The 24,977-nt window shown below is 37.2% G+C and carries 23 protein-coding genes and 2 tRNA genes; 17 read left to right on the top strand and 8 right to left on the bottom strand.

The features are described from left to right. Nucleotides 1-89: 89 nt before the first annotated feature. The gene (locus tag ZPR_RS18645; RefSeq protein WP_013073325.1) at nucleotides 90-1,232 is read right to left on the bottom strand and encodes an acyl-CoA dehydrogenase; all 1,143 of its coding nucleotides are present in this window, start codon (nucleotides 1,230-1,232) and stop codon (nucleotides 90-92) included. A 91-nt stretch (nucleotides 1,233-1,323) separates the two neighbouring features. Between ZPR_RS18645 and ZPR_RS18640 the strand changes: the two genes are divergently transcribed. The 8 genes from ZPR_RS18640 to ZPR_RS18605 all read left to right on the top strand — a co-directional run bounded on the left by ZPR_RS18640 (nucleotide 1,324) and on the right by ZPR_RS18605 (nucleotide 7,235). Further along, entirely contained in the window at nucleotides 1,324-2,391 is a 1,068-nt protein-coding gene (locus ZPR_RS18640; protein WP_013073324.1) for an anhydro-N-acetylmuramic acid kinase, read from the top strand. A gap of 55 nt (nucleotides 2,392-2,446) precedes the next feature. Further along, nucleotides 2,447-3,673, top strand: a complete 1,227-nt coding sequence (locus ZPR_RS18635) for a Glu/Leu/Phe/Val dehydrogenase dimerization domain-containing protein (protein WP_013073323.1) — start codon at nucleotides 2,447-2,449, stop codon at nucleotides 3,671-3,673. A 135-nt stretch (nucleotides 3,674-3,808) separates the two neighbouring features. Next, nucleotides 3,809-4,510, top strand: coding sequence for a MotA/TolQ/ExbB proton channel family protein (locus ZPR_RS18630; protein ID WP_013073322.1), 702 nt, complete (start codon nucleotides 3,809-3,811; stop codon nucleotides 4,508-4,510). Nucleotide 4,511: 1 nt separating this feature from the next. Beyond that, entirely contained in the window at nucleotides 4,512-4,904 is a 393-nt protein-coding gene (locus ZPR_RS18625) for an ExbD/TolR family protein (protein ID WP_013073321.1), read from the top strand. A gap of 2 nt (nucleotides 4,905-4,906) precedes the next feature. Then, nucleotides 4,907-5,740, top strand: a complete 834-nt coding sequence (locus tag ZPR_RS18620; RefSeq protein ID WP_013073320.1) for a hypothetical protein — start codon at nucleotides 4,907-4,909, stop codon at nucleotides 5,738-5,740. A gap of 3 nt (nucleotides 5,741-5,743) precedes the next feature. Further along, nucleotides 5,744-6,964, top strand: coding sequence for a bifunctional folylpolyglutamate synthase/dihydrofolate synthase (locus ZPR_RS18615; protein ID WP_041579106.1), 1,221 nt, complete (start codon nucleotides 5,744-5,746; stop codon nucleotides 6,962-6,964). Between the two features lie 66 nt (nucleotides 6,965-7,030). After that, a tRNA-Val gene (locus tag ZPR_RS18610) sits at nucleotides 7,031-7,105 on the top strand. 55 nt (nucleotides 7,106-7,160) lie between these two features. After that, nucleotides 7,161-7,235 (top strand) — tRNA-Val (locus ZPR_RS18605). A 59-nt stretch (nucleotides 7,236-7,294) separates the two neighbouring features. Here ZPR_RS18605 and ZPR_RS18600 read toward each other — a convergent pair. Together ZPR_RS18600 and gldJ are read right to left on the bottom strand one after the other, a co-directional pair. After that, entirely contained in the window at nucleotides 7,295-8,587 is a 1,293-nt protein-coding gene (locus ZPR_RS18600; protein WP_013073318.1) for a UDP-N-acetylmuramoyl-tripeptide--D-alanyl-D-alanine ligase, read from the bottom strand. 76 nt (nucleotides 8,588-8,663) lie between these two features. Next, nucleotides 8,664-10,373 carry a gliding motility lipoprotein GldJ gene (gldJ, locus tag ZPR_RS18595; RefSeq protein ID WP_013073317.1) on the bottom strand — a complete coding sequence of 570 codons (1,710 nt, stop codon included), beginning with the start codon at nucleotides 10,371-10,373 and terminating at the stop codon, nucleotides 8,664-8,666. Nucleotides 10,374-10,732: 359 nt separating this feature from the next. Here gldJ and porV point away from each other — a divergent pair, with 359 nt between their 5' ends. The 8 genes from porV (at nucleotide 10,733) to ZPR_RS18555 (ending at nucleotide 18,951) form a co-directional block, all read left to right on the top strand. After that, nucleotides 10,733-11,887 carry a type IX secretion system outer membrane channel protein PorV gene (gene porV / locus ZPR_RS18590; RefSeq protein ID WP_013073316.1) on the top strand — a complete coding sequence of 385 codons (1,155 nt, stop codon included), beginning with the start codon at nucleotides 10,733-10,735 and terminating at the stop codon, nucleotides 11,885-11,887. Between the two features lie 95 nt (nucleotides 11,888-11,982). After that, nucleotides 11,983-12,465: a cytidine deaminase gene (gene cdd / locus ZPR_RS18585; protein WP_013073315.1), complete on the top strand. Its 483-nt coding sequence runs from the start codon at nucleotides 11,983-11,985 to the stop codon at nucleotides 12,463-12,465. Nucleotides 12,466-12,572: 107 nt separating this feature from the next. Continuing rightward, nucleotides 12,573-13,571 carry a pyruvate dehydrogenase (acetyl-transferring) E1 component subunit alpha gene (pdhA, locus tag ZPR_RS18580; protein ID WP_013073314.1) on the top strand — a complete coding sequence of 333 codons (999 nt, stop codon included), beginning with the start codon at nucleotides 12,573-12,575 and terminating at the stop codon, nucleotides 13,569-13,571. Between the two features lie 5 nt (nucleotides 13,572-13,576). After that, a complete protein-coding gene (locus ZPR_RS18575) occupies nucleotides 13,577-15,196 on the top strand; it encodes a pyruvate dehydrogenase complex dihydrolipoamide acetyltransferase (protein ID WP_013073313.1) in 1,620 nt (539 codons plus the stop codon). Nucleotides 15,197-15,264: 68 nt separating this feature from the next. Further along, a complete protein-coding gene (locus tag ZPR_RS18570) occupies nucleotides 15,265-16,215 on the top strand; it encodes a M28 family metallopeptidase (protein WP_013073312.1) in 951 nt (316 codons plus the stop codon). A 2-nt stretch (nucleotides 16,216-16,217) separates the two neighbouring features. Then, complete coding sequence (locus tag ZPR_RS18565) at nucleotides 16,218-16,901, top strand: SDR family NAD(P)-dependent oxidoreductase (protein ID WP_013073311.1); 684 nt, start codon at nucleotides 16,218-16,220, stop codon at nucleotides 16,899-16,901. A gap of 9 nt (nucleotides 16,902-16,910) precedes the next feature. After that, a complete protein-coding gene (locus ZPR_RS18560) occupies nucleotides 16,911-17,510 on the top strand; it encodes a SprT-like domain-containing protein (protein WP_013073310.1) in 600 nt (199 codons plus the stop codon). 22 nt (nucleotides 17,511-17,532) lie between these two features. Then, nucleotides 17,533-18,951 (top strand): DUF389 domain-containing protein, encoded by a 1,419-nt coding sequence (locus tag ZPR_RS18555; RefSeq protein WP_013073309.1) that lies wholly within the window; start codon nucleotides 17,533-17,535, stop codon nucleotides 18,949-18,951. Here ZPR_RS18555 and ZPR_RS18550 read toward each other — a convergent pair. Together ZPR_RS18550 and ZPR_RS18545 are read right to left on the bottom strand one after the other, a co-directional pair. Next, the gene (locus ZPR_RS18550; RefSeq protein ID WP_013073308.1) at nucleotides 18,948-19,712 is read right to left on the bottom strand and encodes an ABC transporter ATP-binding protein; all 765 of its coding nucleotides are present in this window, start codon (nucleotides 19,710-19,712) and stop codon (nucleotides 18,948-18,950) included. The genes ZPR_RS18555 and ZPR_RS18550 overlap by 4 nt on opposite strands. A gap of 2 nt (nucleotides 19,713-19,714) precedes the next feature. Further along, nucleotides 19,715-20,452: an MlaE family ABC transporter permease gene (locus ZPR_RS18545; RefSeq protein WP_041579103.1), complete on the bottom strand. Its 738-nt coding sequence runs from the start codon at nucleotides 20,450-20,452 to the stop codon at nucleotides 19,715-19,717. Between the two features lie 115 nt (nucleotides 20,453-20,567). On the opposite strand from ZPR_RS18545, the gene pafA reads away from it, so the two are divergent. Beyond that, nucleotides 20,568-22,208 (top strand): alkaline phosphatase PafA, encoded by a 1,641-nt coding sequence (pafA, locus tag ZPR_RS18540; protein ID WP_041579101.1) that lies wholly within the window; start codon nucleotides 20,568-20,570, stop codon nucleotides 22,206-22,208. A 96-nt stretch (nucleotides 22,209-22,304) separates the two neighbouring features. Here pafA and ZPR_RS18535 read toward each other — a convergent pair whose 3' ends face one another. The 3 genes from ZPR_RS18535 to ZPR_RS18525 are packed head-to-tail and all read right to left on the bottom strand — an operon-like array spanning nucleotide 22,305 to nucleotide 24,970. Further along, entirely contained in the window at nucleotides 22,305-23,159 is an 855-nt protein-coding gene (locus ZPR_RS18535) for a glycosyltransferase family 2 protein (RefSeq protein WP_041579100.1), read from the bottom strand. Between the two features lie 39 nt (nucleotides 23,160-23,198). Further along, entirely contained in the window at nucleotides 23,199-24,260 is a 1,062-nt protein-coding gene (locus tag ZPR_RS18530; protein ID WP_013073304.1) for a serine hydrolase domain-containing protein, read from the bottom strand. Nucleotides 24,261-24,283: 23 nt separating this feature from the next. Continuing rightward, on the bottom strand, nucleotides 24,284-24,970 hold the full coding sequence (locus tag ZPR_RS18525; protein WP_013073303.1) for a 2'-5' RNA ligase family protein: 687 nt from the start codon (nucleotides 24,968-24,970) through the stop codon (nucleotides 24,284-24,286). Nucleotides 24,971-24,977 lie beyond the last annotated feature (7 nt).

Genomic DNA, 24,977 nt, shown 5'->3' with positions numbered 1-24,977 from the left:
ATTTCCGAATTTCGCAATGAAAAATATCGGATTTTAATATAAAAAAACTCGCCAGGATTTAGCGAGTTGATTTTGGGTATTTTGCGAACTTATTTTTTCAATATACTTCTGGAAATCACGATTTTCTGTATTTCTGAAGTTCCTTCATAAATTTGAGTGATTTTGGCATCACGCATTAATCGCTCTACGTGGTATTCTTTTACAAAACCATTCCCTCCATGAATTTGAACAGCTTCGATCGTAACGTCCATGGCAGTTTGAGAGGCGCTTAATTTTGCCATAGCTCCGCTTAGATCATAATTTTGTTTTTGATCTTTATCCCAGGCCGCCTTCATAACCAAATGCCTGGAGCTTTCTATAGCCGTATACATATCGGCTAATTTAAAAGCAATGGCCTGGTGGTTGCTAATTTCTGTACCAAATGCTTTACGTTGTTTTGAATAATCCCTTGCAAGTTCAAAAGCACCGGATGCAATTCCCAAGGCCTGGGCAGCAATACCAATTCTTCCTCCAGATAAGGTTTTCATAGCAAACTTAAATCCAAAACCGTCCTCACCAATCCTGTTTTCTTTGGGAACTTTTACATCATTAAAATTTAATGAATGGGTGTCGCTTCCTCTAATGCCCAGTTTATTTTCTTTTGGGCCAACTTCAAAACCTTCCCATCCTTTTTCTACGATAAAGGCATTGATACCATTATGTTTCTTCTCCCTGTCGGTTTGCGCAATTACCAGGTAATAATCTGCTGTACCACCGTTAGTGATCCAGTTTTTGGTGCCATTCAATAAGTAATAATCTCCTTTATCGATTGCGGTAGTTCGTTGAGAAGTAGCATCGCTTCCTGCTTCAGGCTCAGAAAGACAAAACGCACCCAGTTTTTCTCCGGTAGTTAGTTTAGATAAATATTTTTCTTTTTGGTCTGTGTTACCATAGGTATCCAGCCCCCAGCAAACTAAGGAGTTGTTAACCGACATGATTACCGATGCGGAGGCATCGATTTTTGAAATTTCTTCCATAGCTAAAATATAGCTAATGGTATCCATCCCGCCGCCGCCATATTCTGGTGAGGCCATCATTCCTAAAAAACCAAGTTCTCCCATTTTCTTAACTTGGGCTTTGGGAAATTCTTGTTTTTCATCCCTTTCAATAACGCCGGGTAATAATTCGGTTTTTGCAAAATCGCGAGCAGCATCGCGAATCATGATATGTTCTTCAGTTAATTCGAAATTCATTTATGTATAAATTTAGAAAAAAGTAATTTTTGTTACCAAATATAAATTTTAAATATGTATTATTCAATAAATATTAGTTAATTTTGAGAATATGAAAAAATCAGACTATTTTGTGATTGGAGTAATGTCTGGCACTTCCCTAGACGGGATCGATTTAGCCTACATTCATTTTGCAGTTGAAAATAACTATAATTTTGAAATTTTGGAAGCTCAGACAGTAGATTATTCCAAAAACTGGCGCGAGAAATTAGATGCTGCTATCGATTTAGAAGATGATAAGTTACAGGAATTAAATAAAGAATATACTAAATATCTGGCAGAAGTGATTTTGGAATTTGTGGCTGAAAATAATATTCAGCGCTTAGATGCGGTCTGTTCACATGGGCATACCATCAAGCATGAGCCACAAAATGGCTTTACACTGCAAATAGGAAACCTTCCTGAAATCTCTAAATACCTTCAACAAAGGGTGGTTTGTGATTTTAGAGTACAGGATGTAGCGCTTGGAGGACAGGGAGCACCTTTAGTTCCTATTGGTGATAAAATACTTTTTAGCGATTATCGCTATTGTTTAAATTTAGGAGGTTTCGCAAATATTTCTGAAAAACAAGGTGATGAGATCCTGGCCTATGATATCTGCGCAGTGAATACTGTCCTCAATCACTATACGAGACAGCTAGGTAAAGAATATGATGATAAAGGAAGAATAGCCGCAGGAGGTGTGCTGAATAAAGAATTACTCCATCAATTAAATAACCTTCAGTTTTATAGTCTTAAGCCTCCAAAATCATTAGGTATCGAGTGGGTGAAAGCTGAAGTTTTACCGATACTTAATTCTGTAGAACTCCCTATTCCGGATATTTTACATACGTATGTAATCCATGTGGCCCAACAAGTAACAAAAGTTTTAGATCCCAGAGAAAACGCAAAAGTTCTGGTTACCGGCGGTGGTGCTTTTAATGATTTTTTAATCCAAAAGTTTAAAGCATATTCTAAATGTGAATTCGTGATCCCTGAAAACAGAATTATAGATTTTAAGGAGGCACTGATCTTCGGATTGTTGGGCGTACTTAAGTTAGAAGGAAAGGTGAATGTGTTAAGCCTGGTTACCGGGGCAAGTAAAGATCATGCATCAGGAAGGATATATACACCATCTTGATTTTAAAATGACTTAATACTTATATTTGAAATAAATCACACACATAATTATTTAGATGAAAGAATTATTAAAAGTTTACGAAAATAAAGAACCAGAGATTGTTTTTCACTGGAATGACCCTGAAACAGAAGCTGAAGGTTGGACGGTGATCAACTCACTTAGAGGTGGTGCAGCCGGTGGCGGTACCCGTATGCGAGAAGGCCTGGATAAAAATGAAGTACTTTCTTTAGCAAAAACGATGGAAGTGAAATTTACGGTTTCTGGTCCTGCCATAGGCGGAGCGAAATCCGGAATTAATTTTGATCCTAAAGACCCAAGAAAAAAAGGGGTTTTAGAGCGCTGGTATAAAGCGGTCTCTCCTTTACTGAAAAGTTATTACGGTACTGGTGGAGACCTAAACGTAGACGAGATCCATGAAGTAATTCCGATTACTGAAGATTGTGGAGTTTGGCATCCGCAAGAAGGGGTTTTTAATGGTCATTTTCGACCTACTGAAGCTGATAAGATTAACAGGATAGGGCAGTTGCGACAGGGGGTAATTAAAGTTCTTGAAAATACGGATTATTCACCAGATATCTCCAGGAAGTATACGGTGGCAGATATGATAACAGGATTTGGTGTGGCTGAAGCAGTGAATCAATATTATCAAATTTATGGCGGTGATATTAAAGGAAAGAAGGCTATTGTCCAGGGTTTTGGGAATGTAGGTTCTGCAGCTGCATATTATCTTTCCCAAATGGGAGCAAAAGTTGTAGGAATTATTGATCGGGCTGGAGGTTTGATAAATGAAGATGGTTTTTCTTTTGAAGAGATTAAAAATTTATTTCTGAATAAAGAAGGGAATACGCTAAATGCAAATGAATTGATCCCTTTTGAAGAAATCAATCAAAAAATATGGAATCTTGATGCTGAAATATTTGCTCCATGTGCGGCTTCAAGGTTAGTAACCAGAGAACAAATCTCAAACCTTATTGATAAAAAATTAGAGGTGATTTCTTGTGGTGCCAATGTTCCTTTTGCCGATAAGGAAATTTTCTTTGGGCCGATTATGGAATTTATTGATGAGCGCGTAAGTCTTATTCCGGATTTTATATCAAATTGTGGGATGGCGCGTGTTTTCGCGTATTTTATGGAGCGTAGGGTGCAAATGACCGATGAGGCTATTTTTAATGATACCTCAATGACTATTAAAAATGCCATTCAGAATACCTTCAATAATAATAGTGATAAGACAAATATTAGTAAAACTGCCTTCGAGGTTGCTTTGAAACAATTGGTATAATATTTAGAACTCCTTATGTGTTAGTAATTTCTTAATGAATACACATAAGGAGTTATTCTGATAATTATTTTACTAAATTTGAGCAACAATTTTAATCCGTTTATCACGTTACATTAAAAACCCTAATCAATTAATATGCTATATTTTATTCAGCAGGATGCCGTGACGCAGGCAGCGCAGGATGCTGCAGAGGTTTCAGAAGAAAAAACGCTTTCGATTTTCGATTTGCTTTTAAGTGGTGGTATCGCCGGGCAGATCATTATTTTTGTTTTGTTTGTGTTATTGTTTGCAGCGGTCTATATCTATTTTGAAAGATTGTTTGCGATAAAATCTGCAAGCCAGGTAGATAAAAATTTTATGCACCAAATTAAAGATAGTGTATTAAATGGGAATATCGAATCTGCAAAGATTAGATGTGCCCAAAGTGATAATCCTGTAGCACGATTAACAGAGAAAGGAATTTCCAGAATTGGGAGCCCGTTAGAAGATATTAATACGGCTATCGAGAATGCAGGGCGTTTAGAGGTATATAAGCTAGAAAAAAACGTGAGTATTCTGGCTACTATTGCCGGTGCGGCACCTATGATTGGTTTCCTGGGAACAGTAATTGGGATGGTGATTGCTTTCCATGAACTGGCTACGAGTAGTGGGCAGGCACAAATGGGGTTACTGGCAGAAGGTATTTATACTGCAATGACAACCACGGTCGCAGGGCTTATTGTGGGAATTATAGCCTATATAGGGTATAATCATCTTGTGGTAAAAACAGATAAAGTAGTGCACCAGATGGAAGCTACAGCGGTAGACTTTTTAGACTTATTAAACGAGCCTGCTTAATATGAATTTAAGAGGTAGAAATAAAGTGAGCCCGGAGTTTAGTATGAGTTCAATGACAGATATTGTATTTCTGTTATTGATATTTTTCATGTTAACTTCTCCGGTGATTACCCCAGAAGCTTTGGATTTAATACTCCCAAAGGCTAAAGGGAAGACCACTAACCAGCAGAATGTTTCAGTAAGCATTACTAAAGAACTGCAGGTGTATATTAATGATGAGCGTATAAGTAGCTCGGCATTAGAAAGTACCTTAAAAAGTAAATTGGCGGGTATAGAAAATCCAACCATTATTTTACGGGCTGAAGAAGGAGTACCTATCGAAAAAGCGGTAAACGTAATGGATATTGCTAATCGAAACAGATATAAAATAGTTTTAGCGGTTAAACCGGAATAAATATGGCTTTCTTAGAAACCAATCACGAAAAAAAATCATTTACGATCACAGTAGTGCTTCATGTATTATTGTTGGCTATTTTATTCTTTTTTGGTTTTACATATTTAGACCCTCCACCTGAAAATGGTATAGCGGTTAATTTTGGAACTTCAGAAGTAGGTTCGGGAAATCAGCAACCAACCAAACCTATAGAGTCTGCTCCAAAAAACACAAGTCCTGAAGTTACTCCACCAGAGCCTGAACCTGTTGTAGAAGAGAAAGTGGTTACCCAGGAAATTGAAGAAGCTCCGGTTGTTGAGGAAAAAAAGGAAGTGAAAAAACCCGTTGAAACCGAGAAACCTAAAAAGGTCGAACCTAAAAAGGAAGAGCCGGCAAAAAAACCTGATCCAAAACCAGATAAATCTACTACCGATGCGATGAGTAGTATTTTAAATGGACCAGAGCGTAGCGGTGAAGAAAGTGGAGGAGAAGGTAATGATAATGCTGCCGGAGATAAAGGTTCTCCAGATGGTGATCCCAATGCTAAAAGTTATTATGGTAATGGAGCCGGTCTTGATGGTGATGGTAATTATCGTCTAGGTGGTCGACGTGCTTTAAATAAAGAAAAATTTGTGCAGGATTGTAATGAATCCGGGATCGTTGTGGTGCGTATAGAAGTGAACCGCCAGGGGCAGGTTATTGCCGCAACCCCAGGGGTTAAAGGTACTACAAATAATGCATCCTGTTTAACAGAGCCTGCCAGAAAAGCAGCTTTGGCTACCCGGTTTAACAGTGATTCTGATGCGCCTTCGCGGCAGGTAGGAACCATAGTATATAACTTCAAATTATCAGAATAATCAATGACGTATCAGCAAACTGTTGAATGGATGTTTCAGCAGTTACCCATGTATCAACGTGTGGGGAGTTCCGCATTTAAAAAAGATCTTTCCAATACTTTAAAATTGGCAGCTCATCTTGGGTTTCCAGAGCGCGATTTTAAAAGCGTTCACGTAGCAGGAACTAATGGAAAAGGTTCCAGTAGTCACATGATCGCTTCTGTTTTACAAGAAGCCGGCTATAATGTTGGGTTATATACTTCACCACATTTGAAAGATTATAGGGAGCGCATTCGAATTAACGGATCTTATATTTCCGAGGAAGCTGTGATCGATTTTATTCAAAATAATAAAACATTTTTTGAAGCAGAAAACCTGTCTTTTTTTGAGATGAGCGTAGGAATGGCGTTTTGGTATTTTGCTAAGGAAAAAGTTGATATCGCTGTTGTTGAAGTAGGCATGGGAGGTCGTTTGGATTCTACTAATATTATAATTCCTGAAGTTAGTTTAATTACTAACATAGGTAAAGATCATACGCAGTTTTTGGGTACTACACTTCCTGAAATAGCGGGAGAGAAAGCTGGAATTATTAAAGAAAACGTTCCTGTTATTATTTCTGAAAAGCATCCTGAAACACAAGAGGTTTTTATAAAGACCGCCGAAGAAAGAAACGCTGCAATTGTATTCGCTGAAGAACTTAAAGCTCCTGTACATCTAAGTACTGATTTACTGGGAAGTTATCAGGAAAAGAATATTAAAGGGGTGCGAGCTGTTATTAGACAGCTTATTTCTCAAGGCTGGAAAATTTCTGAAGAGCATCTTCGGGAAGGATTAAAAAATGTTCGTAAAAATACAAATCTTAGGGGAAGGTGGGATATTCTCCAGGAGTTTCCCAAGGTGATTTGTGATACCGCTCATAATAGTGACGGACTGAAATATGTTTTTAATCAACTAGAAGACGAAACTTTTGAGCATTTACATTTTGTTTTTGGAGTCGTTAATGATAAAGACCTTGATGAGGTATTGCCTATCTTTCCAAAAAGGGCTACGTATTATTTTTGCAAACCAGATGTTCCCCGAGGATTGGAAGCGGAAAAATTAATGGTAAAATCTATTGAATTTGGGCTTTTAGGAAAAGTGTTTAATAGTGTGGGAGAAGCTTATGCGGCTGCTATAAAAGCGGCAGGAACAAAGGATTTGATCTTTTGTGGAGGTAGTAATTTTACGGTAGCTGAAATTATTTAAAATTTTTAATTTTTTTCTTTGCGTAGAAGAAAAACTAGTCTATATTTGCACTCGCAATAATGAATGGGGCGCGTAGCTCAGTTGGTTCAGAGCACTTGGTTTACACCCAAGGGGTCAGGGGTTCGAATCCCTTCGCGCCCACAACCAATTCAAAAGCTTCCAAAAAGGGAGCTTTTTTTAGCTAAAACATTCATTAGGGCGCGTAGCTCAGTTGGTTCAGAGCACTTGGTTTACACCCAAGGGGTCAGGGGTTCGAATCCCTTCGCGCCCACAAAAAGAAAAAGCTTCCTAACTAGGAAGCTTTTTTTATTTTTAATCATTACCAGAGTGCTATAGGTTTTCTATGATTTTCTCTAATGCAATTCCTCTGGAGCCCTTTATAAGAATGTAGGAATTGTTGATGGGATTAGCGGTTAAAAAAGTTTTTAACTCGGTAGTATTGTCAAATTTCTGATATTCTTCGGGCGTTGAGGTTTCTTTAAAATGTTTGCCTACTAAATAAACATTTTTAAGTCCTTTACTATTGCAAAGCTCTACTATACTTTGGTGCTCTTCTTTACTATATTGGCCTAGTTCCAGCATGTCTCCTATGATTAGTGTTTTAGAGAGTGGAGTATTAAGGTTGCTAAAGTTGATGATTGAAGAACCCATGCTTGTTGGATTGGCATTATAAGCATCCAGTAAAAGCGTGTTATTTTTGGTCTTCTGGATTTGTGATCGATTATTGCTAGGCGAGTATTCTTTAATCGCCTCTTTAATAGCTTTAAAAGGGACTTTAAAATATAAGCCTATGGTTAGAGCTGCGGCAGCATTATAAGCGTTATATTGTCCTGTTAATTGAGTATTGAAGACGTCGTTATTATAAGTAAAGGAAGCATATTCAGGGCCATTTTGTGAAATAGTATAATCTATGCTTACGGCTGCTTTTTCCGAACTTCCAAATGTGAAAACATGAGAATAGCTATCCTGTCTTTGTTGTATTTCATCATCCAGATTAAGAAAAAGCAATTTTTTATGATTTTTAAGATGAGTATAAAGCTCACTTTTGCCTTTAATTACTCCTTCTATGCCACCAAAACCTTCTAAATGAGCCTTTCCGAAATTTGTGATATATCCGTAATCCGGTAGGGCAATTTCAGTAAGAAATTCGATTTCTCCCTGGTGGTTAGCTCCCATCTCTACTACGCCAACTTCCGTCGTTTCATCCATTCTTAAGAGAGTGAGCGGTACACCAATATGATTGTTTAAGTTTCCGGTTGTAGAAATCGTTTTGTACTTCTTGGTAAGTACAGCGTTAATTAATTCCTTGGTGGTTGTTTTGCCATTGCTTCCAGTGATCGCGAGTACTGGAATACCCAGAAAATGCCGGTGGAAAGTAGCCAGTTGTTGTAAGGCATCAAGGCAGTCTTCAACGAAAATATAATTATCCTGGTCTTTTGCATAGGCCTCTTCATCTACGATGGCAACTTCGGCACCTTTGTTTAAAGCTTCTTCGGCAAATTCATTTCCATTGAAATTTTCTCCCTTAAGTGCAAAAAATAAGCTGTTTGGTTTGATGTTTCTGGTGTCTGTGCTTACCCCTGAACTGGTAAGAAACCGACGATGTATTTTAGCTATGTTCATGAATTTAAGGTATAAAAAAAGCCCTAAAAATTAGGGCCTTTTTTGTGAATATTTCTTTAAAACTTAAAAGTCTTGCTTAGTTGCTTCTAGCTCTTTTTACATTGTCCATTGATTTTGCTCCTACTTTAGACATGGCATTTCTAAATCCTATGTAATCTGTAGCCATATCCTGAGGTAGGAACCTTCTTTGAGCAGGATCTAGCCAATAAGCTCTATCTTTCCAAGAGCCTCCTTTATACACCCTAACATCGTCACTAATTAAAGTGGTTCTTTCTTTATCGTCGTATTTAGGTTTTGCCTGAGTGGTATCTCCTATCGCGAGACGATCGAAATCTGGAGAGTTGTACATTCTTTTGGAATTGTCTGTGTCCTGAAAAGGCTGATAATATCTACTTGAACTTTTGTCTCCATCTCTAAAGTTCCTATTGTCACTTTTTGAGAAATTGGTTCTCATGTAAGTTTCGTCTTCTGTGATAGGTTTTTGTAAAATCTCTCCTGGCAAATTTCTAGCAACAACTCTTCCTGTACTTAAGGTGTCATATTTAATGTTATCTACTCCAACAACCTGAACGGTACCATCTTCATTAATTGCATTTTCAGTATATACATTTCCGCGGTAGTAGTTAAAGTCGTTAAATTCATCGTCCACTATTGGTCGGTACACATCAGCAACCCATTCTGCTACATTGCCAGCCATATCATACAATCCAAAATCATTCGCTTCGTAGCTCATTACCGGGGCTGTAATATCTGCGCCATCGTCACTCCATCCTGCAATTCCGCCGTAATCACCGGCACCCTGCTTGAAATTAGCAAGTTGATCGCCTTGTTTTCTAAGGTCTCCGCTACGGGTGTATCTTCCGTCCCATGGATATTTTTTTCGGCCGCGATAGATATTATAATCGCGAATTCCTACAAGGCCTAATGCGGCATATTCCCATTCCGCTTCGGTAGGAAGACGGTATTCAGGATATAAGATTCCATCTTTACGTTGTACATATTGTTTTTTGCCTGATGAGGTTGTCACCGTATTGCCTTGAGGGTCAGTTTGAGTGGTCGTATTATTTTGTGCTAATTTTTGAGATGTTTTACCACTTTGTGTCATTTCGGTATTCCCTCCGTATACCCGGCTTGGAGCATTGATGTAAGTTTCAGTGCTAAAAGTTGCTCCGGCATCAGTTTTATATAATGTCTCTTCAGAGATATAACCGGCATCTACCAGTTGCTTTTCGTTAACACGGTCTGTTCTCCACTTACTAAATTCCGCGGCCTGAACCCAACTAACACCAACAACAGGATACTCTCCATAAGCAGGATGTCGTAAATAGTTGTTTACCATGGTTTCGTTATAACCAAGTCGGTTTCTCCATACTAAAGTGTCTGGTAAAGCCCCGTAGTAAATGTTTCTGTAGTTTTGTTCTGATGGAGGGAAAACCCTTTTTAGCCAGTCTAAATATTCAAGATACATACGATTGGTTACTTCAGTTTCATCCATATAAAAAGACTGGATGTGTTGTTGGGTAGGGGTGTTGTTCCAGTCGTGCATTACATCATCCTGAACCTGGCCCATAGTAAATGTGCCTCCTTCAATAAATACCAGTCCTGGTGCTGGTTCCTGTTCTTTGTAGTCTGTATCGTATTGAAACCCACCGTCTTTCGAATTAATACTCCATCCGGTAGCTCTTGAGCTGTTTTTGTAATTTTTGGAATTGTTACATCCTACTAGACCAACGCCAAGGGCGATGGTAAAAATTGCTCTAAAAGCAGTTTTCTTTCTCATTCTCATGTTCTCTTTAGGTAGAATTTAGGCTCTGCAATATAATAATTAACGGTAAAAGTACAAGTTTATTTTGTTCTAACCGCCTTCATATTAATATATAAGAGGCTGCTATAGCTATACTCCTTTACTTTTTTAAAAAGTTAGGCAAATATGCACAAATTAATGGCGTTAGCTGCAAAATTAGTATTTTTTTAATGTCATTTAATGAAATAAATCTTTGCTGTTTTTTGTGAATTTTGGTATTCAGGTGATCTTGAAATTTCTTCTGCTCAACGAATGATAAGGTGCTTTAAGCGAATTTTAAAACGCAGCTACTTAGCTTCTAATAATATTAATATATATTTGTTTATCATTTAGTTTAAGAGATGAAAAAAATTTCAACGATTTTATTATTAGGCTCTATTCTTACTTCAGGTTGGTTACAGGCTCAGGATATTAGGGATAGAGTGATAACTACTGCCGTTCCTTTTCTTCTTGTAGCTGCAGATGCCAGGGCGGCAGGGATGGGAGATCAGGGTGTCGCTACTTCTGCAGATGTCTTTTCACAGCAATGGAATCCTGCAAAATTTGCTTTTGCAACTTCAGAACATGGTATAGGAATATCATATACACCTTATTTAAGTGATATCGTGAGTGATATTTTTTTAGGAGATCTTAGCTATTATTATAAAATAGATGATCGTAGTGCATTTGCCGGGAGCCTACGTTATTTTAGTCTGGGGACTATTGAAATCCGTCAGAATATCGAGCAAATACCGTTATTGGTAAATCCAAATGAATTAACTTTTGATGTTTCCTATTCATTAAAGTTAAGTGAAACTTTTTCTATGGCCGTAGCAGGGAGATATTTAAGGTCTGATCTTGGAGTAAGTGATAGCCAGGATTTAGGTGCTGCCGGAAGTTTTGGGGTAGATGTGGCGGCCTTTTATCAAAGTGATGAAATTGTTTATAATAATTTTGATGGGGTTTGGCGATTTGGAGTCAATATAAGTAATATTGGTCCTAAAATGAGTTATGATGATGCGGGGCAGGAAAATTTTATACCCACGAATTTAAGACTTGGTGGAGGTTTTGATTTTATTCTGAATCCCGATAGCAGGTTAGGGGTGTATCTAGAGTTTAATAAACTTTTAGTGCCAACACCACAGGATTTTAATGGTGATGGGGTTATAGATCAGGAAGATGATGACGTTTATAATACCACGACTGCGATAGGAGGAATTTTTGAATCTTTTACCGATGCTCCAGGTGGATTGAGTGAAGAGCTTAAAGAAGTGACCTGGGCATTGGGAACCGAATATAGCTTTAGGGATGCAATTAAATTAAGGGCAGGTTACTTTAACGAAAGTAATGAGAAGGGCTATCGTAAATTTGTATCTGTAGGTGGAGGCTTTAAATATGAGAATTTTGTAATCATCGATATTTCTTATTTGTTCTCAACTTCACAATTTCCCAGCCCTTTAGATAAAACTTTACGTTTTGGGCTCACTTTTAATTTTGGGGATTCATATCTAAATTAATTTACGGATAAAATAATAGAGAAAATCTAGTAAAAGCACCAGTAAGATGATATTGGTGCTTTTTTTGTTTAATTTGTTCCCCCGAAATTAGTGTTATGGAAAAAATAAAGTTTTCAGCAGAATTAGATGTTTTTGAAGACCAATCGCAACTACCGCAGGAAATTCAGAAGGTAATGAAACAGGCTATCCAAGCCAGGGATCATGCCTATGCACCCTATTCCTCTTTTAAAGTTGGCGCAGCTCTTTTGATGGATAACAATGAAGTTGTTATTGGTAGTAATCAGGAAAATGCTTCTTATCCTTCAGGATTATGTGCAGAACGTACAGCTATTTATTATGCTGGGGCAAAATATCCACAAATGTTGATAAAAGCGATAGCGATTTCTGCAAAATCCTTGCATAAAGAAATTACTTCTCCAATACCTCCTTGCGGAGCTTGTCGTCAGGCTATTTCAGAATATGAAGTAAATCAGGAGAAAGGGATTCCTATTTATTTTATGGGAGAAAAAGGGAAGGTATACCGGGCGAAATCGATAAAGGAGTTATTGCCTTTTATATTCGATAAATTTAATCTTTAGTTTATTAGATTTTTGCAGTAAAACAGTTTTACATTCTTATTATAAATAGTATTTTTGTTATTCGCTTGGCGTAATCTATCTGTAAAGCCATAAAAATTTTTAATTAAATGAAGAAAATAACAAAAGCCACATATTTAAAGTGGTATGAGGATATGCTGTTTTGGCGTAAGTTTGAAGATAAACTTGCGCAAGTTTATATTCAGCAAAAAGTAAGAGGTTTTTTACATTTGTATAATGGGCAAGAGGCTATCCTGGCAGGTGCTTTACATGCGATGGATACTGAAAAAGATCGTATGATTACCGCTTATCGTAATCACGTTCAGCCAATAGGATTGGGAGTAGATCCCAAGAGAGTAATGGCAGAGCTTTACGGTAAGGGTACTGGGACTTCTCAAGGTCTTGGAGGATCGATGCACATTTTCTCTAAAGAACATCGTTTTTATGGTGGTCATGGTATTGTTGGGGGACAAATTCCTTTAGGAGCCGGACTTGCCTTTGCAGATAAATATTTTAAAAGAGATGCGGTTACCTTAACTTTTATGGGTGATGGAGCTACGCGTCAGGGGTCATTACACGAAACCTTAACGATGGCCGTAAATTGGAATCTCCCCGTAGTTTTCTGTGTTGAGAATAATGGTTATGCCATGGGAACTTCTGTAGCCAGAACTGCTAAAAGTACAGATATCTGGAAATTAGGTAATGGTTACGAAATGCCATGTGCACCTGTAGATGCTATGGATCCAGAGAAAGTTGCTGAAGCTTTAGATGAAGCAATAACCCGTGCCCGAAAAGGGGAAGGGCCTACTTTCTTAGAGTTAAAAACCTATCGCTATAGAGGACACTCTATGAGTGATGCTCAACATTACAGAACTAAAGATGAAGTTGCAGAATATCAAAAGATAGATCCAATCACCAAAGTGAGAAGCATCATTATCGATAATAAATATGCAACCGAGGATGATATTAAAAAAATCGACAAGCGCGTTAAGGATAAAGTTAAAGAATGTGAGCAATTCGCAGAAGAATCGGCTTTCCCAGAAAAGAACGTAATGTACGATGTGGTTTACGAACAGGAAGATTACCCATTCTTACCACATAAACTATAATAATTATGGCAGAAGTAATTAATATGCCGCGATTAAGCGACACCATGGAAGAAGGTGTTGTGGCAAAATGGTTAAAACAAAAAGGCGACAAAGTTGCTGAAGGAGATATCCTTGCGGAGATCGAAACCGATAAGGCAACGATGGAATTTGAATCCTTCTATGAAGGAACACTATTGCATATAGGGATTGAAGAAGGAGAAACTGCTCCGGTAGATACGCTTTTAGCGATTATTGGTGAAGAAGGTGAAGATATCTCTGGATTGTTAAATGGTGAAGGTGGTTCTACTGAAGAAGCTAAAGAAGAATCAGCAGCCGAAGAAGAAACTGAGGATGATGACAGCGCATCTGAAGCTGGTGAAATCCCAGAAGGTGTAGAGATTGTTAAAATGCCGCGCCTTAGTGACACGATGGAAGAAGGAACTGTTGCTTCCTGGTTGAAAAAAGAAGGGGATAAAGTTTCTGAAGGTGATATTCTTGCGGAAATCGAGACCGATAAAGCAACAATGGAATTTGAATCTTTCTACGAAGGAACTTTACTTAAAATTGGCATTCCTGAGGGGGAAACTGCTCCCGTAGATAGTCTTTTGGCAATTATTGGCCCTGAGGGGACTGATGTGTCTAATGTGACTGGTGATTCTACTGGCAAAAAAGCTGCACCTAAAAAAGAAGAAAAGTCTGAAGCTAAAGAAGAGAAAAAGGAAGAAACGACTACAACTTCTTCAGATTCGTCGTCGGAAGGTGGTAGAATATTTGCTTCTCCATTAGCTAAGAAAATGGCCGAGGATAAAGGGATTGATCTTTCTAAAGTAGAAGGTTCCGGAGAAAATGGAAGAATCGTTAAAAAAGATATCGAATCTTACAAACCTTCTGAGGCTCCTGCTCCAAAAGAAACTAAGAAAGAAGCAGAAACATCAGTAGCTGCTCCTTATGTGCCTGCTGGTGAAGAAAGTTTTGAAGAAATTAAGAATTCTCAAATGAGAAAGACGATTGCAAAACGTCTTGGAGAATCTAAATTTAGTGCTCCTCATTACTATCTTACTATAGAGGTAGATATGGAAAATGCAATGGCATCCAGAAAGCAAATTAACGAGATGCCAGATGTGAAAGTTTCATTTAACGATATGGTGATTAAAGCAAGTGCAATGGCACTTCGTAAGCACCCACAGGTAAATAGCCAATGGACTGGAGATGCTATGAAAATAGCCAAACATATTCATATGGGTGTTGCCGTAGCCGTAGAAGATGGTCTTGTTGTTCCTGTTCTTAAATTCGCAGATCAAATGTCGATGACGCAGATTGGCGGAAATGTAAAAGATCTTGCCGGTAAAGCGCGTAACAAGAAGCTTCAGCCAAAAGAAATGGAAGGAAGTACCTTTACGGTTTCTAACTTAGGAATGTTTGGTATTACTGAGTTTACAAGTATTATCAATCAGCCTAACTCAGCAATTCTTTCGGTAGGAACAATTGTAGAGAAACCTGTAGTGAAAAACGGAGAGATCGTTGTTGGTCATACCATGAAGCTTACCTTGGCTTGTGATCATAGAACGGTAGATGGTGCCACCGGTGCTGCTTTCTTAAAGGATCTTAAAACTTATATTGAGAATCCAGTTACTATGCTTGCTTAACAAGCTGGTGATTTTAGAATATTATAGAATCCCGCGTTTACTCGCGGGATTTTTTTATTTTAGCTTTTATGAGAAAACCACTTAAAAATTTAGGAATTCTGGCCTTAGGTTTAGCCGGAGTACTTTCTTGTAATGCACAGGAAAGCGCAGCGATACATATTTCTGCAGACGAAATGAAAACGAATCTGGAATACCTGGCTTCTGATGACTTAATGGGACGTAAAACCGGTACGGAAGGTATTGATAAAGCGGCCGATTTTATCACTACAATTTTTGAGGAAAATGGGGTGAAACCTTATTATGATACCTATCGTGATTATTTTAAGATTGGTGATGTAGACGCCTTTAATATTGTTGGATATCTGGAAGGCAATGATCCTGAACTTAAAGACGAATTTGTTGTTATTGGGGCTCATTATGATCATATTGGTGTTGGTAAAGAGGTTGATGGAGACACCATTGCAAACGGAGCGAATGACAATGCAGCTGGAACAACCGCCGTTGTAGAACTGGCTAAGTATTTTGCCAATATTAAAGATAATAAGCGTAGTGTTTTATTTATCCTTTTTAGCGGAGAAGAAATGGGCTTAAAAGGATCTTACCATAGCGCAAAAAGACTTAAAGAAGAAGGTATCGATATTTACACCATGATCAATTTGGAAATGATAGGGGTGCCAATGACCGATAAAGATTATCTTGCTTATGTAACAGGCTTTGAGGAAACAAATCTAGCTGAGAAATTTAATGAGTATACAGGAAAAAACACTTTAGGCTTCTTTGAAGGAGCCAAACAAATGAACTTATTTAAAAGAAGTGATAACTATCCGTTTTATGCAGAATTTAATGTTCCGGCGCAAACTATTTGTACATTCGATTTCACAAATTATCCATACTACCATCATGTAAAAGATGAAGTTTCAGAAATGAATCCCGAACACATGGCGAATGTAGTGAAAGCAATTATTCCCGGAATTCACCAAATCCTGAATACTCCAGAGAAAGAGATAAAAATGAATTAGAAATGAAGAATGTTGTTATTACCGGCACAAGTCGGGGAATTGGTTTTGAACTGGTAAAGCTTTTTGCTGAAGAGGATTTTAACGTATTGGCACTTTCCAGAAATAAAGAGCCCGTAGCTAAGCTAAAATTGGACAATGTAAATAGCTTTTCTTGTGATTTGGGAAATGAGTCTGATTTAAAAAAAGCTTCAGATTTTGTGCAAAAAGAATGGGGCGGTAAAGTGGATATTCTTATCCATAATGCCGGGGCATTTTTAAATAAACCCTTTCAGAAAACCACTTTAGAGGAGTTTAGAGCAATTTATGAGATCAATGTTTTTGGCTTGATAGGTTTGACTCAGCAATTACTTCCTTTTATGACTGCTAAATCTCATATTCTGAGTATAAGTAGTATGGGGGGCGTTCAGGGAAGTTTAAAATTTGCCGGTTTATCAGCGTATTCTTCAAGTAAAGCAGCCATTATTACATTAACGGAATTGCTTGCTGAAGAATATAAAGAAAATGGGCCTGTTTTTAATGTTTTGGCCTTAGGAGCTGTCCAAACCGAAATGTTAGCCGCTGCATTCCCGGGATTGGAGGCGCCGCTTTCTGCGCGAGAAATGGCTACATACATTAAAGATTTTAGTATTACAGGAAGTAAATTCTATAACGGTAAATTACTTCAGGTTTCTAATAGCACCCCGTAAGACTTTAAAATGAATCAGGTGTTATCCAGATATTTGCCAAGCCATGCAGTAGAGCCCGCTTTTATGCTCATTAAAGATAATAATGTGCACCTTAAAGTAGTAGACGAAAGACGTACAAGACATGGGGATTATCGTAGAATGCCAGATGGGACACAGCAAATTACCGTTAATGCAAACCTTAATAAATATCGATTCTTGATCACCCTGGTGCACGAAATCGCTCATTTGCTGGCTTTTGAAAAATATGGTAGAAGGATAAAGCCTCATGGGCAAGAATGGAAGCTGACTTTTCGGAATTTAATGTTGCCATTTATTCGGCCAGAAATTTTTCCGACCAAATTATTACCAATTATAGCCAGCCATTTTAGAAATCCTACCGCAAGCAGTGATACCGATGCGAGGCTTTCTATAGCTTTAAAAAGTTTCGACCAGCCTAACGATAAAAACTATATTTTTGAAGTGCCCTCAGGGGCTTTATTTCGAATTTATAACGGAAAAATTTTTAAAAAAGGACCAAAAAGAATTAAGCGATACGAATGTCTTGAAGTTAGCACCGGGAAGATTTATTTATTTCAACCTAATGCTGAAGTAGAACTTCTTAAAGCTTGATATTTTATATTTTTCTGAAGCTATGGAAAAAGAAAATGACAATTTAGAAAAAAATGAAGAGTACCGCGTGCAGGCCAAAGGATTTTTGCAGAGTACGAAGATTTTTATAAATGACCTTTTGGATATTAGAACCGATAGTGATCGGGAATCTACATTAGAAGCTGTAAGAAAGGATATCTCTTTTAAAGGTCATAATGCTTGGATTCTTATTTTTTCAATTTTTGTGGCTTCTATTGGTCTAAATGTGAGTAGTACCGCTGTAGTAATTGGTGCCATGCTTATTTCTCCACTAATGGGGCCGATTGTAGGTGTGGGAATGTCTGTAGCTATTAATGATGTAGATACGCTTAGAAAATCCATTAAGAACCTGGGTATAATGGTAGTTTTAAGCGTGCTCACCGCTTTTATATATTTTAAAATTTCTCCGGTTACTGAAATTACACCCGAGTTAGAGGCGCGGACATATCCAACAATACTGGACGTATTAGTAGCTATTTTTGGTGGTCTGGCCCTTATCGTAGGAAAGTCGAAAAAAGGAACTATTGCCAGTGTAATTATGGGAGTTGCAATCGCTACTGCCTTAATGCCTCCACTTTGTACCGTTGGTTTTGGTTTGGCCAATTCACAATGGCAAAATGCAGGTGGTGCATTTTATTTGTTTTCGATTAATGCAGTTTTTATAGCGTTGTCTACTTTTGCAGTGACTAAATTACTGGGATTTCCCCTGGTGCGCTATGCGAACAGTAAAAGCAGGAGAAGAACTGCTCAGGTAGCATCTGCGGTGGCAGTCATTGTAATGATTCCAAGTATTATCCTTTTTATTAACCTGCTTAATAAAACTCTTTTTGAGACTAAAGCCAAAGATTTTGTATCTAACGATGTTCGATATCTGGGTGCTGAAGTTTTAAAGCAGGAAGCCGATTTTGATGAGAAAACCATTAATATTTATTTGATAGGAAAACGTGTGCCTGAAGCAACGATTGCCACCTGGCGCTCAAAGCTTATCGAAATTGAAGCCTTAAAAGAATCAAAATTGATTGTGCATCAAAGTGCTGAAGATGGCGGGAATTTAGACGAACTCTCTACACAGGTACGAAGTGGTATTCTGGAAGATCTTTATCTTAAAAATCGAGAGGTTATAGAGGATAAAGATTCGCGAATCAAACTTTTAGAAGATCGGATTAATAGTTATAGAACTTCTCTTTTTGATTTTAACGGACTTAGTAAAGAAGCTCAGGCAAATTATGAAGAGATCGAAAATCTTGGGTATTCAAATCAAATTATTACGGATTTTAAAAGTACCGATACCATCCCTACATTCTCGATAACCTGGAAAAACAATTTGTCTTCGCGAGAAAAAGAAACCAACAGGCAGAAGTTTGAAAAATGGTTAAACGTACGTTTGCAATTAGATACGCTAACCGTACAGTCACTTAATTAATAACCTTTTAATTGTGCCTTTCTTACTTTCTTAAAAAGATCTGATGAATATACAAAATCGGTCACCGTTTTATCTTGGGTTTTAAAGATTTCGTCTTTTGTGCCTGTCCAGGCTAAAAGGCCATCTTTTAGAAAAGCTATTTTTTCACCAATTTCTAAGACCGAGTTCATATCGTGGGTAATAATAATCGTCGTGATATCAAATTCGTGAGTGATTTTCTGTATTAGATTGTCGATTACTGTTGCGGTAGTGGGATCTAATCCAGAATTAGGTTCATCACAAAAAAGATATTTGGGGCGGTTTACAATGGCACGTGCAATAGAAACCCGTTTTTGCATTCCTCCACTGATTTCTGAGGGCATTTTATCATCGGCGCCAACCAGATTCACTCGTTCCAAAACGTTATCCACGCGTTCTTCCATTTCTGCTTTCTTCATTTTGGTGAACATTTTTAAGGGAAACATTACGTTTTCCTTTACCGTCATCGAATCGAATAACGCACCTCCCTGAAAAACCATTCCTATTTCTTTTCTAAGTTCCCGTCGTTCTTCATCGGTAAACTCACTGTAAGGCTTTCCGTCATATTCTATAGTTCCTTCCTCTGGAGTGAAAATCCCAAGCATATTTTTCAGGAAAACACTTTTTCCAGATCCGGATTGGCCAATAATAAGGTTTGTTTTTCCGCGGTCAAAAACAAAGTTTAGCCCTTTTAAAACTTCTTCACCGTTAAATGCCTTACGTAAATTTTTTACCTCTATCATAATTAACTAAGTAATAATTGAGTAGTAGCGTAATTCGTAATAATTAAAACCACGCTGGTCCATACAAAAGCAGTGGTACTGGCCTGACCAACCTCTAAGGCTCCACCTTTCATGTAATATCCATGATAAGCAGGTACCGTAGCCAGAATAAAAGCAAATAAAAAGGTTTTTATAAATGCGTAAATAAGATGAAAAGTCACAAAATCATCCTGAAGACCGCTTACAAAATCATCAGGTTTTACAAATCCACCTAATACGGCAGCTACATAAGCACCTAAAATGCCTAAAAACATAGAGATTGCAATTACAAACGGATAAGTAAGCATCGCTATAATTTTAGGGAAAATAAGATAGTTTTTAGAGTTGATACCCATTACTTCAAGTGCATCGATTTGTTCAGTAACCCTCATAGAACCAATACTGGATGTTATAAATGAGCCCACTTTTCCCGCCATAATTATGGAAATAAAGGTAGGGGAAAACTCCAATATTACCGATTGTCTGGCTGCAAATGCCACCAGACTCTTGGGAATAAGAGGATTGTTAAGGTTTAGTGCGGTTTGTATGGCAACAACAGCCCCGATAAAAAAGGACAAAAAGCATACAATCCCTAATGACCCGATAATAAGCTCATCTATTTCCTTAAAAATAAGATCCTTTAAAACCGATCGCTTGGTCATCCTGCCAAAGACGCCTTTTAGCATCAAAAAATATTCACCGATGGAGTGGAGATAGGTCATTCAACAATTTTTGTAAAGCTAAAATACTAAATTTTACTTCGAAAGTATTTAACGTAGAATTAAACTTTAACGTGCTAAGTTTATTACTTTTGACGTGTTCTTCAAATAATTTACTATGAAACGGATATTTTCAGCGGCGTTTATGCTGCTATTTGCTTTTTCATCCAAAGCACAAACCCCTCAAAATAATGCAAATAAGCCCAAACTTGTGGTGGGAATTGTAGTCGATCAAATGCGCTACGATTACCTGAATAAATTTTGGGACAAGTATGAAGAAGGTGGTTTTAAAAGAATCATTAATAACGGATTCAATTTTAAGAATAACCATTACAATTATGCGCCAACTTATACCGGTCCCGGACATACCTCGGTTTGGACAGGTACCAGTCCAATGAATCATGGGATTATAGGTAATGACTGGTTTGATAAGTTTACCGGGGAGATGGTATATTGTGCACAGGACGATGATGTAGCATCATTAGGTACTAAAACTAATGCAGGTAAAATGTCGCCACATCGCATGCAAGCCACAACTTTAAGTGATCAAAATAGGTTACATACCCAATTTAGAGGAAAAACCATTGGTGTTTCCATTAAAGATCGTGGCGCTATATTACCGGCTGGACATACGGCAAATGCTGCCTACTGGTTTTCTGGTGGTGGTGATGGAAAGTTTATTAGCAGTACTTATTATATGGACGAGTTACCAAAATGGGTGCAAAAATTCAATTCATCCGGTAAAGCAGCTTCTTATTTAAAGGAATGGAATACGCTGCTGGATATTGAAACCTATGTAGAAAGCGGTATAGATGAAAACACTTTTGAAGGTGGTTTTCGCGGAAAAGAAAAAGCTACTTTCCCTTACGATCTTAAAAAGCTGAGTAAAGAAAATGGAAATTATAGTATTATCCCACAAACACCTTATGGTGATGATATTACTTTAGATTTTGCCCTTGCCGCTATCGAAGCTGAAGAATTAGGGCAAGATGAAGATACCGATATTCTAGCTCTTAGTTTCTCCAGTACCGATAAGGTTGGACATAACTTTGGTGTGAATTCTAAAGAAGTAGAGGATACATATTTGAGGTTAGATAAGAATATATCAGATCTTTTAACTTATTTAGATAAAAATGTAGGTGAAGGTAAGTATACAATTTTCTTAACGGCAGATCATGCTGGTGGTCACGTTGGTGGTTACTTGAATTCTGTTAAGATCCCAACAGGAAATTTAGATTATGGAAAATTAAAAAAGGATTTTACAGATTTTGCTACGAAGCAGTTTGGAGAAGGACTCATAAAAAATGTTTCGAACGATCAAATCTTTCTTGATTATGATTATATGGCTACTAAGGATTTAAACCCAGCGGATGTAGAAACCAAGATCGAACATTTTTTAATTCAGCAACCCGGAGTCTATAAGGTATATACACGTACAGAACTGCAGTCTAATAATTTTTCTAACGGAATAGGCTATTTGGTACAAAACGGATTTAACCAGAAGCGAAGCGGAGATATTATGATCGTAGAGCATCCTGGTAGTGGTTACGGTAGAGGTTCCACTCATGGTAGTGTTTTTAACTATGATACCCATACCCCCTTATTATTTTTTGGAGCACGAGTACCACATGGGGAAACTTACGAGCGTTCAGAAATAGTAGATGTTGCTCCTACAATGGCCGCATTACTAGGGATAGAATATCCTAATGCAACCAGTGGTAACCCGTTAGCAATAATGCTGGATAAAGATTCGGAATAATTAATGAAAAATCGGAGTCTAAAGGAACCTTTAATCTTGATTAACTAGTGAAAAAGCTCCTGAAATTAATGAATTTCAGGAGCTTTTTTTAATGTATTATTTAAAAACTTTAGCTTTCATTTTTTTCCATCGTAAAGCTCTAATAAATTTTGCTTCTTCTTTGGAAACCAATAAAGTTTCATTAGTTTTTTTGGCCTGGAAATAGCCTTTTAAATAGGCCGGGAATAAACTAAGATCATTTTTTAAGGTTGCTAATTTGGCTGAAGCAATTGTTGTAATTAAAAGCCCATATCCTAAACGATAAAAAGCTTTTCCCTGTTTGTAGCGGGAAGCTTTAGTGTTGTAGTTTGCTCCTGTAGGTTTTAGATGTTTTACGTGTAATTTTTCGGTAGTTTCAATTGTCCATCCATGAAACTGAGCCAAAAGTTCATCTACAGTATCCCAACCCATTGCAGCTTTTAATTCGCCAATCTCTTTAAAGCAACCTTTTCTATAAGCTTTTAAAGCACCTCTAATATGATCTTTGTCGGTTAGGTTTTCGATGATCCATTCTCCGTTTTTTTTAATCGTGCAATGTCCTGCAGCCATGCCGATTTTTGGGTCTTTTTTGAAGATTTCGACGATGGTTTTAAGGTAGTTTTCAGGGAAGATCAGGTCGGCATCAAACTTACAGATCAAATCATAATTTTCGTCCAGCTCGGCTAAACCGGTATTAAAAGCATTAATCACCTTACTTCCCGGTTGGTGTGCTTCAGACGAAGTTGTATTTTTTAGATGAATAAAAGGATGATCTTCGATAAATTTCTGAACAATGTTTGGGGTACTATCAGTACTTTGGTCGTTTACCACTACAATTTTTGAAGGCAAAAAACTTTGTTTTACCAACGACTGAAGGGTTAAACTAATAAAATCTGCCTCGTTATGTGCTGGGATGACGATATAAATTCTCAAAAAATCTTTTTATATGTAAACTTACAATTTTCTATACATTTAATTTGGTTTTAAAACAGCTTCATAATTGGTATTAATTAAATCCCGTATTAAATCTGAGTTATGCTGATTCACTAAAATAACCATTCCCCATTCAAATTTTTTATCATAAGTTAGGATGGAAGAGCATGCAAAAGTATCGCCGGTTTTATAGAAAAATAAGTCCTCATTATCTCGTGCCATTTCCTGACCTAAACCTATTTCCCTTCTCGTATTTTTATAGAAAGTTCGTTCGGTAAGTTTCGTTGCCGCAGCAATTTGATTCTTACCGCTTATTAAAACTTTTATAAATTTCACCATATCTTTGGTGTTTGATTTTAGAAGTCCTGCCGGCGCCGTTAAATGGTTCCAGATAAAATAATCTTGTTGTTTCCCTTCTATATCATAGCCTGTTACTCTATTTTCTACATGATACAGTTTGGTAAGCGTGTTTTTTAGTTTGGCCGGTTTTACTATTTTTTCTTGTAAAATTTGGTCAAAATCTTTGTTATAAACTTTTTCTAAGATCAGCCCCAATATAGTGTAACTGATATTGGAATAACGGTAATTTCCATAATCTATTAGTGAGGTGCTATCATTTAAGATGTCATGTAGTATTCTATCTGTAATCGCTAATGGCTGTTTTGGAGTACTTTTCATAAGTTTTTGAAAATCAAAATCCGGTAAGCCCGACTGATGGGAACCGAGATCTGAAATTTTAATGGTCTCTAGTATATTTTTAGGCAGCTTATATTTAGAGGGAAAATAGTTGCCTATGGGGTCATCAATAGCTAACCTTCCTTCTAATTGAGCCTGTGCGATTAGATTGGCAGTTAATAGTTTTGTGATCGAGCCAATTTCGTAAATTGTAGTTTCATTTACTTTTTTAGAGCTAGTTTTACTAAGCGTCCCATAATTAAAAAAATATTCTTTGCCATGATCTATAAATCCAATGCTTATAGCAACTTCTGGATTTTTACTATGGATGATATGGCTAATAGAATCTATTTTTTTTGCCCGGGATTGGCCAACGCAAAGCTGACTGAAAAGTAAAAAAATATCGAGAAGCTTGATAATTTTCATTTTATGAATTTTGTGAGGGATATTTATAGAATAAAAGTTTTAAGCAATTTGGTATTTTCGGTTTTTTGATACCAGTCGTTAAATACTAATGCGATATTTTTAACGTGAAAAGTGCCAAATTCGGTGTCCCGGTGCTTTTCTATAAATTCAATCAATTCGTCAGGATATTGTAATCTATTTTGAAATCTTAAGATTGTGCTATGCGCGGTTTTGATGGTATAGCGTTTATCTAAACTTTGAGTTAAGTCTGTTTGTTTAAAATGTTCTCTAAGGGAATTACGAAGTATCTCCAGAGTATCATCTTCGGGATAACCGTTTACTAAAATTCCGCTAGGATTAAGGGAAATTCCTTTTAAATGTATTCTGAAGTTATGGATAGTAGATAGACTTTTTCTAATTACTGAAATATAATCCTGAGTATTAATTTTATCCAGGTGGAAGCCAGAATAGCAGGAAATGATCGACATGATCGTAATGTGAAAATCATCTGGTGGATATGCATACTGAAGAGGTTCGATGCCTTTGATTTCCTGAAGAATAGTATGAATTTGTGAGGAGACTTTTTTATCGGGACGCGCAAGCAGTGTAATTCCCCGACGCAAATCTTCAGGATTATAAATATTTTTATCTATAAAATAACTTCCGCTTTTAACTAACTTTAATCCGTTGGCATGAATGTTTTTATAATGTCTTTCAAGCTCAAAACTCATTAAAAAA

The sequence above is a fragment of the Zunongwangia profunda SM-A87 genome (assembly GCF_000023465.1).
Classification (GTDB): domain Bacteria; phylum Bacteroidota; class Bacteroidia; order Flavobacteriales; family Flavobacteriaceae; genus Zunongwangia; species Zunongwangia profunda.
The sequence above is the reverse complement of the archived record's forward strand: the minus strand, read 5'-3'. Positions and strand labels throughout refer to the sequence as shown.

Bases quoted from the DNA above. Each gene is read 5' to 3' on its own strand.
- ZPR_RS18645 (WP_013073325.1), bottom strand. From the start codon at position 1,232: ATGAATTTCGAATTAACTGAAGAACATATCATGATTCGCGATGCTGCT.
- ZPR_RS18640 (WP_013073324.1), top strand. From the start codon at position 1,324: ATGAAAAAATCAGACTATTTTGTGATTGGAGTAATGTCTGGCACTTCC.
- ZPR_RS18635 (WP_013073323.1), top strand. From the start codon at position 2,447: ATGAAAGAATTATTAAAAGTTTACGAAAATAAAGAACCAGAGATTGTT.
- ZPR_RS18630 (WP_013073322.1), top strand. From the start codon at position 3,809: ATGCTATATTTTATTCAGCAGGATGCCGTGACGCAGGCAGCGCAGGAT.
- ZPR_RS18625 (WP_013073321.1), top strand. From the start codon at position 4,512: ATGAATTTAAGAGGTAGAAATAAAGTGAGCCCGGAGTTTAGTATGAGT.
- ZPR_RS18620 (WP_013073320.1), top strand. From the start codon at position 4,907: ATGGCTTTCTTAGAAACCAATCACGAAAAAAAATCATTTACGATCACA.
- ZPR_RS18615 (WP_041579106.1), top strand. From the start codon at position 5,744: ATGACGTATCAGCAAACTGTTGAATGGATGTTTCAGCAGTTACCCATG.
- ZPR_RS18600 (WP_013073318.1), bottom strand. From the start codon at position 8,587: ATGAACATAGCTAAAATACATCGTCGGTTTCTTACCAGTTCAGGGGTA.
- gldJ (WP_013073317.1), bottom strand. From the start codon at position 10,373: ATGAGAATGAGAAAGAAAACTGCTTTTAGAGCAATTTTTACCATCGCC.
- porV (WP_013073316.1), top strand. From the start codon at position 10,733: ATGAAAAAAATTTCAACGATTTTATTATTAGGCTCTATTCTTACTTCA.
- cdd (WP_013073315.1), top strand. From the start codon at position 11,983: ATGGAAAAAATAAAGTTTTCAGCAGAATTAGATGTTTTTGAAGACCAA.
- pdhA (WP_013073314.1), top strand. From the start codon at position 12,573: ATGAAGAAAATAACAAAAGCCACATATTTAAAGTGGTATGAGGATATG.
- ZPR_RS18575 (WP_013073313.1), top strand. From the start codon at position 13,577: ATGGCAGAAGTAATTAATATGCCGCGATTAAGCGACACCATGGAAGAA.
- ZPR_RS18570 (WP_013073312.1), top strand. From the start codon at position 15,265: ATGAGAAAACCACTTAAAAATTTAGGAATTCTGGCCTTAGGTTTAGCC.
- ZPR_RS18565 (WP_013073311.1), top strand. From the start codon at position 16,218: ATGAAGAATGTTGTTATTACCGGCACAAGTCGGGGAATTGGTTTTGAA.
- ZPR_RS18560 (WP_013073310.1), top strand. From the start codon at position 16,911: ATGAATCAGGTGTTATCCAGATATTTGCCAAGCCATGCAGTAGAGCCC.
- ZPR_RS18555 (WP_013073309.1), top strand. From the start codon at position 17,533: ATGGAAAAAGAAAATGACAATTTAGAAAAAAATGAAGAGTACCGCGTG.
- ZPR_RS18550 (WP_013073308.1), bottom strand. From the start codon at position 19,712: ATGATAGAGGTAAAAAATTTACGTAAGGCATTTAACGGTGAAGAAGTT.
- ZPR_RS18545 (WP_041579103.1), bottom strand. From the start codon at position 20,452: ATGACCTATCTCCACTCCATCGGTGAATATTTTTTGATGCTAAAAGGC.
- pafA (WP_041579101.1), top strand. From the start codon at position 20,568: ATGAAACGGATATTTTCAGCGGCGTTTATGCTGCTATTTGCTTTTTCA.
- ZPR_RS18530 (WP_013073304.1), bottom strand. From the start codon at position 24,260: ATGAAAATTATCAAGCTTCTCGATATTTTTTTACTTTTCAGTCAGCTT.
- ZPR_RS18525 (WP_013073303.1), bottom strand. From the start codon at position 24,970: ATGAGTTTTGAGCTTGAAAGACATTATAAAAACATTCATGCCAACGGA.